Raw genomic sequence first — 11,672 nt, 5'->3', positions numbered from 1 at the left:
GTGAGGTACAACTTTGTCAATCTTCGAGCGTTCGGTCATTTTACCGATTATGAACTTATTTTATCCCGTCATACGAACTTTCATTTCTTTTATGGACCGAATGAAGCGGGGAAAAGTACGGTCCTGAGAGCCTTTTCCAATTTCCTCTATGGTTTTCCCCAGCAGACAGGAGACTCCTTTCTCCATGAAAATAAAAAGCTCCTTATCGAAGGGGAATTGGAAAAAGAGGACGGGGAAACGCTTCATTTTTTCAGAAGAAAAGGGAGAAAGAACACCGTTCTCGATTCTGAAAACCTTACGATTGATGAACAGGAAGTGAACCGGTTTTTAAAAGGGCTTTCCCAGGACTACTTTCAGACCATGTTTGCTCTTGATCATGTGAGACTCCGGGAGGGAGGAGAAAGCCTTCTTCAGGGGGACGGGGACGCCGGAGAAAGTCTCTTTTCTGCAGCTTCGGGGGTCAGTAGCCTTAGGGAAACGGCAAGAGAACTCGAAAATCATGCAAAAACCCTTTACTTAAAAAGCGGACAGAAGCCAGTGATCAATAAGCTGCTGAGAGAAGAAAGAGGACTGGTAAAAGAGATTTCCGGCAGTCAGCTGAAAGTAAGAGAATGGAGAGATCTTCAGGAAAAGTACGAAAAAGAAGCAAGGGAGATTGATGAGCTTTCAGCAGCCTTGAAGCGGTACGACCGTGACGTCAAAAAGCTGGAACGTATCCTCCAGCTTTTGCCCAAGGCTGCACGCTGGCACCATCTGTCTGTACAGATTGAAAATCTGGGCAGTCTGCCGGAACTACCGGAAAATGCAGGTTCACTCAGGGAAAACCTGACCCAGTCACTCGCAAAATCGAAACAGCGTATTGTTTCTCTCGATGGGACACTCAATAGACTGCGTGAAGAAATAGAGACTGTTCATGTCCCGGAAGATCTCCTCACGAAGGAGGAAGCAATAACAGCACTGTACCGTAAATGTGAGAAATACGCCGATGAAATCAGCGAGCTTCCGAGGCTGGAAGAAATGCTCAGGCAGCGTAAAGACCAGCTTATGGCGGGGTTGCAGGATGTGATTCCTGATGCTTCTGATCTCGATGAGATAAAAAGGCTTAGACTTTCAGCAGATCAGAAGCAGAACATTCGATCCCTTGCAGGTGAGAAAACCGACATTCACCGGAAAGTGACTAATCTGATCAGAGAAACAGAGGCACTGCAGCAGGAGATTTCTGATTACGAAGCACAGCTTGACGAAGCCGGGAATCCTGGTGATGCGGATGAGCTTCAGGCTTTTTTCGCACAGTTATCCAGGGAAGGAAATGTAGAAAAAGAGCGTCAGCAGACGGAGCGGAAGCTCAGCCTGATCAATGAGGAAATTGCAGGTTCTGCAACGTCCCTCCCGCTTTGGGATGGGACAATCGATGAGCTTGCTGATTTCAGGACGCCTCTTTTAAACGAATCGATTAAACTGGAAGGGCAGAAGAAAGCCAGGCTGGAATCTGAACGTCGTGAAACGGCTGACCAGTTAAAGAAATCAGAGGAAACCGTGAGGCAGCTTGAAAAACAAATCAAGGATCTCGAATCTGCAAGTGAAATCCCGTCCAGAGAAGATTTGTTCCACGAAAGAGAGCACCGTGACAGAGGCTGGCTCTTCATAAGAAAAATTCTGCAATCGGGCAAAGAAGCTTCCGACGATCACGACGTTGACTTGTATACCAAGGGACTGCCTTTGGAACTTGCGTATGAAAAAAGCGTAGCGGCTGCAGATCAAACCGCCGATCTTATGCAGAGGGAAGCCGAGAAGGTCGGAAAAAAAGCGCAGCTCGTATCAGCTTTGGAAGCCGCGAAGGATGATACAGAAGAATTGAGACAGCAGTATGAAGAAAGCCGTATCAACCTGGAAAAATGGCAGGATGCCTGGGAATCGAGCTGGGAAGAGTCCGGAATCTCACCACTGTCTCCAGAAGAAATGTCCGAGTGGACGAGCCGCCTCGATGAGATTTTCAGCCTGTTCAAGGAGAGACGGATGCTGGCTGAACAGTTGAGTGAATTGACGGATGCCGCTCAAAAGCAGAGAAAAAGGCTCGCAACTATATTGACGATAGATGATGAGCTCTCATTTTCCGATCTGCTGAGTGAAGCGGAAATCGAATTAAAAACTCGTGTGGAAGCAGCCCGGAAGATACAGAGTATCCAGGATGCACAGCAGAAAGCTGTAAGACTGCTCACCATAAAGAAAAACGATCTTGAAACGGCAAGGTCGGATGCCGCGGAATGGGAACAGGCTTGGGAAAAAGCAGTTGAGGAGCTCCCGGTTCGCGTGACTACCAATCCCGGCATCGTAACGGAACTTCTGCATACCTATGATCAGCTGCTGGAAGGCTACAGCGATTGCCGCCAGCTTGAACTGGATTTACATTCCCTTAAAGAGCGCATCCAGCGTTTCGAGGAAGGGGTTGAGAGTGCAGCAGATCCGGATCAGTATTCATTCGAAGAAGGACAGTACGACAAGGTCGTTCATGTTCTTCAGAACCAACTTAAAGCCGGTCTTGAAGCTAAACAGCAGCTCATTCATCTTCGGGAGCAGGAAGCAGCGTACGAACAGGAAAGGCTGATAGAAAAAGAATCACTTACAGAAGCTGAAACGGAGTTTGAGCGCCTGCTCGCAGCCGGGAACTGTGAAAGTGCTGAAGAATTGATAAAAATAGAGCGCCAGTGCAGAGAGAAAACACAATTGACAGGTGAAAGAGACGCTGTTGAAGGCCAGATGCTGACGATCGGAAACGGTCTGAGTCTTGAAAAGCTGCTGGAAGAGACTGAAGAGATAGAAGCAGACGATATCACGCTGCGGCTCGAAGAACTGAAAGCAGAACGGGAGCGTCTTGATTTACGTAAACAGGAACAGCTGCAGAGCTATGGTGTCCTAAAGCAGGAATACATGGCTGCTACAGAGGGAGCCAGCAGTGAGGCTGCTGCACTGGAGGCGGAAAAACAGACAATCTATGCCCAAATTGAACGGGCAGCGGATGAGTATCTTACCAGTAAGCTTGCATCGGTCATTCTGAAACGGGGAATCGATGCCTTCCGTGAACAGAACCAGAGCCCGATCATTAACCGGGCAAGCAGTCTTTTTGCCAGGCTTACGCTTGGATCCTTTAAAGGAATCACCATTGAGTTCAATGAACAAGACAAACCTGTCCTGGCAGGACTGCGACAGGATGGAAGCAGTGTTGCGGTTTCAGGGATGAGTGACGGAACGACCGATCAGCTCTATCTGGCTCTTCGGATCGCGAGTATCGAAAAATACACGGAAGAGAATGAGCCCGTCCCGTTTATTGTGGATGATATTCTTGTTCATTTTGATGATGATCGCTCCCGGGAAACCCTTAGCGTTCTGCTGGAACTTTCAAAGACCACCCAGGTCGTCTTCTTCAGTCATCATGAACGTCTGAAGAGTCTGCTTGCTGAAGCGGCACAGGACAGATCCTATCAGTCCGAAGCCATTACCGGTTCTCCAGTATATGCTGATTAAACAAAACACCTCCCCGTTTTTAATGCGGTGGAGGCTGTTTTGTTTTCTCAGACAGTGATAGTTAGGTTTTTTCTTATGTAAATGATATTCTTACTTTATCTAACCCTCTTTTCGTAAAGCTGTTTTCGAATAGATTGTTGCTTTTCTATAGACTAAAATGGAGCGGAAGGTGGCGACTCCTGCGGGAATAGCAAAGAGCTTAACTTCGTGAGTTTGCTGCGATCTGCTTCGACACAGCCAGCTTCGTAGCATTACTGGCAGAGGAAGAAGCATCGACTGAAGACCCCGCAGGGAGGCTGAAGCGATGCCCGCGGAAAGCGTCCGCCTGCAGCGCAATAAAGGAACAATCTATCCGAAAACAGCTTATCTAACTTACTGGAGTGTGGTTCCATGGATATTCTTACATATAAATCCCTTGATGCTGGAGATCTTGCAGAACTCGTTCGTAAAAAGGAAATGAAAGCGTCGGAATTAGTTTTGCTCAGCCGGCAGGTATATGAGAAAGAGAATCCCGGACTGAATGCCGTTGTTTACGAGAGGTTTGAACAGGCATCGAAAGAAGCTGACAGGCTCAAATTGCACTCTTCACCGCTGTCCGGTGTTCCGTTTCTGTTAAAAAACATTTCCCAGGCTTTAAAAGGGGCACCCCTGACATCCGGATCACGGCTTCTTAAGGATTACGCAGCACCTCGGGATTCACATTTTACAAGGAAGCTGAAAGATGCCGGACTTGTGATGTGCGGGCATACGAACACGCCGGAATTCGGTCTGAAAAATATCACCGAACCAGCCAGCTTCGGCCCGTCCAGAAACCCAGTTAACCAGCGGTATTCCCCGGGAGGATCAAGCGGTGGGGCCGCAGCGGCGGTGGCATCCGGCATTGTGCCGGCGGCAGGCGCAAGTGACGGTGGAGGATCGATCCGGATCCCTGCTTCCTTTACCGGTCTGACCGGACTCAAGCCTACCCGGGGTCGGACCCCGGTAGGTCCGGGGACTGGACGGCAGTGGCAGGGTGCGGCAATTGATTTTGTTATTACCCGCTCAGTGAGAGACTGTGCCCTGTTTCTTGAAGTGCTGCAGACCATCCAGCCGGAAGCCGCCTTTCAGACCCCTTTGTATGAAGGTAGGTACACTGACTGCGTAAAAGCAGGACTGCCTAAGGCACTCCGAATCGGTTTTTCGAACGTGTCCCCGGCTGGAACGCCTGTGAGTGAGGATGCTGTAAAAGCAGTCAGCAATACTGTGAAATGGCTGGAAAAAGAAGGACATCACATTGAAGAGGCGATGGCGGAAATCGATGGCATTGATCTGATGAAGCAGTATTATACGATGAATTCAGGGGAAATGGCAGCAGTTGTGAAAACGCTGGAGCACGCATTCGGCAGAGTACTGACATCCGGGGATATGGAAGTGGAATCGTGGGTGCTTGCAGAAGCGGGGAAGCACGTTACGGCAGCGGACTACAGCCTGAGTCTTGCAGCCTGGGACCGGGCATCTGAACGGATGGCGGCCTTTCATAAATCCTATGATCTTTTTATCACTCCTGCAACAGCGTCAACGGCTCCTGAAGTGGGACAATTAACAATGGGCAGCACCTCCCGGGAGCGCCTGATTGAGCGCATCAGCAGTGCAGACGGACGCAGGCAGCAGGAAATGATTTATGAGATGTTTCTCCCGAGTCTTACGTACACACCGTTTACTCAACTGGCCAACCTTACTGGACAGCCGGCTGTCTCCCTGCCCGTCTATAAAGCGACTGAGGGGCTTCCTCTCGGTGTACAGGTAATGGCCTCAAAAGGCAGGGAGGATCTTCTCTTTGCGCTGGCCGGTGACCTGGAACGCTCCACGTTATGGTGTCCGTCTCCCTAATGGTTTTTCCGTTTTTTAAAACGGAAGTAAAGTCTTAAAAGAATTCCAGCCGCGATCAGGGCAAAACTGATGTAAATCAGATTCCATTTCATAAAGGTGAACAAAGGTGTGATGAGAGCAGCTGCTGCTGAGGGTTCCGGATAACGAGCCATCACAATCGATGCGCCTGTGTTCTCCATCATGTCACAGATGAAGGCACCTGCAGGGATCAGGTTAACTGCCTCCCATTTTTTAAGAGGGCCTCTCCAGAGAAAGGAAAGCAGCGTTGCGAGAAAAAACAAGTATACAGCCGGCCATGCGATGTCAAAAGTAAACCTGGATTCGATATAAAACGTCCGTCCCGATTCTCCGTATGCTTCTGCCATTCTGTAAAGATCTTCTGAACTGTAGACGTAAGAACTGTCCGGTGACTCAGATGAACCGGTCTCTTCATGAGTTAATTCAGAAACAGCGGGCAGAACTGTAAACATAAAGGTGAAAAAAAGCAGGGTAGAGGCAATAACGAGAGCACCATTTACCCTGTCTCCGTACAAGCGTGAAACCTGTGTGAGTTTATTCATATGTACCGCCCCTTTGTGATTCAATTTACCACATGAGGGCAATATTGTATCAATAAGAAGCACGAAGCATTGTTTTTGTGAAGCCTCCCGGTAAACTGATATACTAAAGCGAAAATTGACTACTGGAGGCATCATGATGACACAGAGACCTTTATCGCATACTGCTTATTCCGTTCTCGATCTGGCTCCTGTACTTGAAGGGGCGACGGCGGCACAGTCGTTTCAAAATTCACTTGATCTGGCTCAGCATGCTGAAAAATGGGGCTACAGACGGTACTGGCTCGCTGAACACCATAACATGCCGGGGATTGCGAGTTCTGCTACGAGTGTTGTGATTGGGCATATTGCAGGCGGGACAGAAACCATCCGTGTCGGCTCAGGAGGTATTATGCTTCCGAATCATGCCCCGCTCGTTATTGCCGAGCAGTTCGGGACGCTTGCCTCTATCTATCCAGACCGAATTGATCTTGGTCTCGGCAGGGCTCCAGGAACCGATTTCCAGACGGCCAGAGCCCTGAGAAGAGATGAGAAGGGAGGAGCTGATTTTGAGCAGCTGCTTTCGGAACTTCGCGGGTTCTTTACTGGGACTGACGGGAAAAAGGTGAAAGCAGTCCCGGGAGAAGGAGTTGAGGTTCCAATCTGGCTTCTTGGTTCGAGCGGCTATAGTGCCGCACTTGCAGGCAGACTCGGTCTTCCATTCGCGTTTGCAAGTCATTTTAATCCCGAGCACACCCTTGACGCCCTCTCCCTTTACCGGAACAGTTTTGAACCTGGCGTTCTGGATGAACCGTATGCCATGACCGGGGTGAACGTGATCGCTTCCGAAACAGATGAAGAGGCCGAATACCTTGCTTCTTCCCAGAAACAGCAGTTTCTCGAGCTTGTCAGAGGTACACCCGGGAAGCTGAAGCCGCCTGTAGAAAATGTTGAACAGCTTATGATGCCGCACGAAAGGGTAGCCCTTGAGCGGCAGCTCGGCTCCTCAATCTACGGCAGTGTGGACTCTGTCCGCTCGAAACTATCGGCTTTTGCAGAGGAAACAGCAAGTGACGAACTGATTATCGTATCCCAGGTCTACAGTCACGAAGCGAGGCTCCGTTCCTATGATCTGACTGCCGGGATTATGAAGGGTGAATAGGTGTTTGTGTTTTGAGCCCCTTTGCTGGCGCGCTCCTTTTCTGCGGGCACCGCTGCAGCCGGCTCTGTTCCTCAGGAGTGTCACACGTCCGCTGCAGTCAACTTTAGAGTAATCAACATTAAGCTTTAACACAGCTGTTTGAACAGAAGTAACTTTATAGACAAAAATCCGAACAATCATCAAACTGGGCAGATATATCGCTCAGCTTTTTGTTCGGATTTCCTTCTGAAAATTATTCTTTTGTCCCAGCCTCTGTCTTTATTCCACTACACCTGCATGGGTTATTTTTGAAGTCACGTTAACATTCACTTTAACATCCGGATATTGTTCCAGCCATTCCGCTTGGTTCCAGTTTCTCGTTCGCGTTTTAACCTGAAATCCGAGTCCGGTAGGATCTACTCCCATTTCCTGAAAACGGGTAATCAGATTTTCCGCATCGTTTTTGATCTGCTCTTTCATTTTTACATCAATTTCCTTAAGCACGTTATCATTCAGCGTATCTCCAGAATATTCATTTATATATCCTGTAACAACTATATCAGCAGTTATCTCAGGAGGAGAGAGTGTATGATTTTTCACCGAATATCTGGTTTTTGCATTCAGGTTTTGCAGAGTGGCAAAATTTTCACCATCCACATCAACCTCATAAGTGCCTTCACTGAGAGACTCCACAAGCATCTTCATAATAAAGGTGTCTTCGATATTGATATACCCTTTCATAACGTCATCCTTAAACACGGCCATTCCTTTAATCTGTATTTGATCACCGTCCATCCGGAGATAGGGAAGGAATGGATCCATGCCTTCCTGAAAATACCGGTAGGTAAAGATGTGCATGTTTGTGTTCGGAATGTCGGTATGTTCGACATTCTGCTCAATGACATCAGCTATGTAGCGGGAAATTTCACTTTCGATCGGAAGTTTTTTTTCGAGTAGTTCCTGAGTAGATCCAGCGTAGACTGCCAGATAGACCCGCTGACCGACTTTAGGATCCCGGTCATACGTATCGACGTATTCATAAAGCCCTTGTTCAGCGATCTTTTCGTTATAAATGACGGCTTCAATTTTGCTATTCTCAAGTACTTTTGGCGATTTACTGTTCATTCTCGCCCGAATTTGTTTGGCCGTACGGCCTTCTGCTGTAATCGTTTCGCTTTCGAAAGATGCCGATTCCTGCTCCTGGCCAAAACCATAGATCGGCACACTCACAGTTGCTCTTACCAGATCACTGTCCTCAATGTAATCAAAGCCTGCAGCATGAATGAACTGCAGATCGTCAACGACCTCTGTCGGTACACACGCGGTACATAAGAAAGGGAGGAGCAGGATAATAAGCTGTCTAAACGGATTGATCATGGGACTGCCCTCCTTTTCGAATGAACTGCATCATCCAGAGTAAAGGCACATAGACGATGGCGAAGTAAAATCCAATTTCCGAGACAATCGTATTCAGCTGCTCAATCTGCTCCCGGGTTTCAAGAACCACGCTCGAACAGAATATCATAAGGCAGAGAAGAATGAGTACCTGGTGCTGACGGACTTTAAATAAAAGCCTTAATCCTCTGCTCGTCGTCCATAAACCAAGGCAGATGTTGGGGAGAACAACAAGACCCCAGACAGGGATTGCAAGAAACTCAAAACGCTCAACAAATGGCAGTTGGATAATCTGCCACATCGTCAGTAGAGGCCAGATTGTTTTTTCCAGCTGTGCTGGACTGAAATAAAAAAGGGCCGCAAATGCTACGAACAAATACATAAAAATCGTCAGCACGTTTGCGCCAATCGCCCAGGAGACGGCTTTATGAGGTCGGCTGATAAACGGATACAGAAAAAAAATCATGCCGATGCCGAGGTAACTCAGTGTCATCGTCTTGATTCCCGCCAGGAACTCCTGCGGGCCGTGCGTGACGAGCGGCAGAATGTTGCGAAATTTAAAAAATTCAATAGGGCCAATCAGGCTGAAGTACGTAAACAGTGAGAGAATCACCCCGAAGAAACACACACCTGTTACCGCTCTGAACCCGGTCACAACAGCATAGTAAGCCAGGAGCAGATAGACGGCACTCGGAGCCCACGTTTCCAGATCCGGGAAAATCCATACCTGAATGACTTCAATAAATGTTCTGAGGATCACAAGCACAATACCTAACAGGTACACAATCAGGAGAAAGGTAAGGGCATTACCAATCACTTTTCCGAAAAGGCGGCAGTGAATCTGCAGAATGTCACCGCCTCCTTTTTTAAGGATTGAAAAGATGAGGAAAATAGTTACGGTAATGATGATGCCTGACAGGATCACTGCAATCCAGCCGTCTGCTCCAAGTTCGGAAGCAACATAAGTTGGAAAGCCAAGCACGCCGACGCCGATCTGCATGGCATTCACGAGAAAGAAAACGAGAAAGGGAGAGACCTGATTTCTTTTTGGCACTGGCGTTGACATAACAGTCTCTCCTTTCTAGTATGGTCAGTCATCGATATCTTTTTTCTGTTTCACTTTCTGTTTCCTGAACCGTTCTTTTTTTCCCGGCCGCAGAAGATCCGGTCTGGTTGTCTGCATATTGAAAGGCAGTCGGATTACACTGTCCTTAAAATCAGCCAGGCGCGGCGGGTAAAGCGGCTCAAGGTAGGGCCTGCCCATCGAAGTAAGCCCAAGCAGGTGAACCAGTAGGAACCCGAAGACGGCTGCAACCCCAATGAGGCCCCACAGCTGCGCTGCGAGCATAAATGGGAATCGCAGAAGCCTAATCGTATTGCCGATTCTGTATATAGGTGTCGTAAATGATGCGAGGGCGGAGAGCGCTACGATAATTACTAGGATGTTACTTGTGAGTCCTGCTTCAACCGCTGCTGTCCCGATCACGATTCCTCCAACAATACCGATCGTCTGTCCGACTTTTGTCGGCAGTCTTGCGCCTGCTTCTCTTAACAGTTCAATCGCAAGCTCCAGAAAAAGAGCCTCTACAATCGGTGGAAACGGGACAGTTTCCCTAGACTGAATCAGGGTGGCAAGCAGATCCCGCGGTACAAGAGCAGAATGGTAGGTTAAAACAGCCACATATATGGCCGTAGCAAAAATGGAAAAGGCAACAGCCATCAGCCTGATCATGCGGAATATAGATGAAATATGCCAGCTGGAAAAGTAATCATCAAATGCTGAGAAAAACTCAATGAATGTAGTCGGCCCTGTTATCGCAGTAGGTGAACCGTCAACGAAAACCGCAACCTTCCCCTCAGCAAGCGCAGAGGACACCCGGTCCGGCCTCTCCGTATCGATGAACTGGGGAAAAGGGGACATGGTATTGTCCTCAATCATCTGATTAATGTACGAACTGTCTTCAATGTGGTCGAATTCAATATCCCGGATCCGCTGCAGCATCGTATTCACGTTTTCTTTATCAGCAATGGCGTCCAGATACAGCACAGCTGTCGTTGTTTTCGTGAGGCTGCCTACTTCCACATAGGTAATTCTTAAATCACGTGACGGCAGCCGTCCTCTTACGAGCTGAATATTGGTTCTCAGATCTTCAATGAAGGCCTGCTTCGGACCGATCACACTGAACTCTACTTCAGGTACGGATATGCTTCGAAGGTTTTCTTCTTCCATCGGGACGAGGAGGACTTCTCCGCTTTTCCTACTTTCAATGATCCCGGCATATCCTTTAAGAAGTTTCTTTTCGATTTTCTTTAAGTCTGTTTCAATACTTGACTGAACAAATGGCAAGGTGTCCTGAATTTCTTTCAGGGAAGCGGATTTCGCATCGTTAATTAATCCGTCGAGAAGATGCTTTTTTAATATAGTCAGATCGATAAGGGTTTTAAAGTAGATCAGACTCACCGATCCGCTGCCGGATTTACAGGAGGTAATTAAAAAATCATCAGAAAGGTGCAAGTTGTCTATGAGGGCTCCAAGGTCACAAGGTTCCTGTTGCTGCGCTTTTCTGGAGGAGGGCATGTTATTTCACTCCGGACTTTTTCATTCGATTATGGGTATTATTCGGGAAAACGGCAGAAAATATGCGGAGGAGTGAAGCTGAAAAAAAGGAGGAATCACGGTGAAAAAGAAGTATTATATTCAACTCAACCCAATCAGTATGGACTTTATCAGCGATGTAAAAATCGAAGATGGTTCAGCGGGATATCAGTATGAAGTCGAAGCAGACGAAGAAGAGATCACTGAATTACAGGATATGCTGACCATTGCGCAGGCTCATGACTCTGATGAACGAAATTTGTTGAGTTTTCGCCATTTTGACGACCAGTCTGCCGACCATGACCGCATGGAATACCGGGAAGAACTTAATGCGATTTTTCAAAAGATGTATGAACTTGGTACACCGCCGACGCGAAAAGCAATTGAGGAAATCCATGCTTTAGAAGAGGAATGACAAAATAACACACGAACCTCCCTTATTTTCCGGGAGGTTTTGATGTTTTACAGCAGGTTTCTTCATTTGAACCATAAAACTTTTTCGGGAAAGTTTTATTTTGGCGTTTCCTGACAGTAACAGTCGAGGATGAAAGAAAGTCTTGACCCTTTTCACACTGGGATTACAGTTGTATTTCAGTTTCTTTAAACTAATGGT

General features: G+C 47.7%; 8 protein-coding genes. 4 read left to right on the top strand and 4 right to left on the bottom strand.

Features of this window, described 5'->3' with window-relative positions; genetic code table 11:
• Both CR205_RS06365 and CR205_RS06360 read left to right on the top strand, forming a co-directional pair.
• On the top strand, positions 1–3,522 hold the full coding sequence (locus tag CR205_RS06365; protein WP_110518062.1) for an ATP-binding protein: 3,522 nt from the start codon (positions 1–3) through the stop codon (positions 3,520–3,522).
• A 390-nt stretch (positions 3,523–3,912) separates the two neighbouring features.
• Positions 3,913–5,391, top strand: a complete 1,479-nt coding sequence (locus tag CR205_RS06360; protein ID WP_110518060.1) for an amidase — start codon at positions 3,913–3,915, stop codon at positions 5,389–5,391.
• Here CR205_RS06360 and CR205_RS06355 read toward each other — a convergent pair.
• Positions 5,388–5,951: a hypothetical protein gene (locus CR205_RS06355; RefSeq protein ID WP_110518058.1), complete on the bottom strand. Its 564-nt coding sequence runs from the start codon at positions 5,949–5,951 to the stop codon at positions 5,388–5,390. The genes CR205_RS06360 and CR205_RS06355 overlap by 4 nt on opposite strands.
• A gap of 133 nt (positions 5,952–6,084) precedes the next feature.
• Between CR205_RS06355 and CR205_RS06350 the strand changes: the two genes are divergently transcribed.
• Positions 6,085–7,089, top strand: coding sequence for an LLM class flavin-dependent oxidoreductase (locus CR205_RS06350; RefSeq protein WP_407923546.1), 1,005 nt, complete (start codon positions 6,085–6,087; stop codon positions 7,087–7,089).
• A 258-nt stretch (positions 7,090–7,347) separates the two neighbouring features.
• On the opposite strand, the gene CR205_RS06345 is transcribed toward CR205_RS06350, so the two are convergent.
• From CR205_RS06345 to CR205_RS06335, 3 genes are read right to left on the bottom strand one after another with little or no spacing between them, the layout of a single operon-like run.
• Positions 7,348–8,445: a Ger(x)C family spore germination protein gene (locus CR205_RS06345; RefSeq protein ID WP_110518054.1), complete on the bottom strand. Its 1,098-nt coding sequence runs from the start codon at positions 8,443–8,445 to the stop codon at positions 7,348–7,350.
• Positions 8,429–9,529 carry a GerAB/ArcD/ProY family transporter gene (locus CR205_RS06340; protein ID WP_110518052.1) on the bottom strand — a complete coding sequence of 367 codons (1,101 nt, stop codon included), beginning with the start codon at positions 9,527–9,529 and terminating at the stop codon, positions 8,429–8,431. The genes CR205_RS06345 and CR205_RS06340 overlap by 17 nt, the downstream gene beginning before the upstream one ends.
• A 24-nt stretch (positions 9,530–9,553) precedes the next feature.
• Entirely contained in the window at positions 9,554–11,041 is a 1,488-nt protein-coding gene (locus CR205_RS06335) for a spore germination protein (RefSeq protein WP_110518050.1), read from the bottom strand.
• Between the two features lie 100 nt (positions 11,042–11,141).
• On the opposite strand from CR205_RS06335, the gene CR205_RS06330 reads away from it, so the two are divergent.
• The gene (locus CR205_RS06330; protein ID WP_110518048.1) at positions 11,142–11,474 is read left to right on the top strand and encodes a hypothetical protein; all 333 of its coding nucleotides are present in this window, start codon (positions 11,142–11,144) and stop codon (positions 11,472–11,474) included.
• Positions 11,475–11,672: the final 198 nt, after the last annotated feature.

Origin of the sequence: Alteribacter lacisalsi (genome assembly GCF_003226345.1) — a bacterium.
Taxonomy (GTDB): Bacteria; Bacillota; Bacilli; order Bacillales; family Salisediminibacteriaceae; genus Alteribacter; species Alteribacter lacisalsi.
Note: the sequence above shows the minus strand (reverse complement) of the source record. Positions and strands in the feature narration are given on the sequence as shown.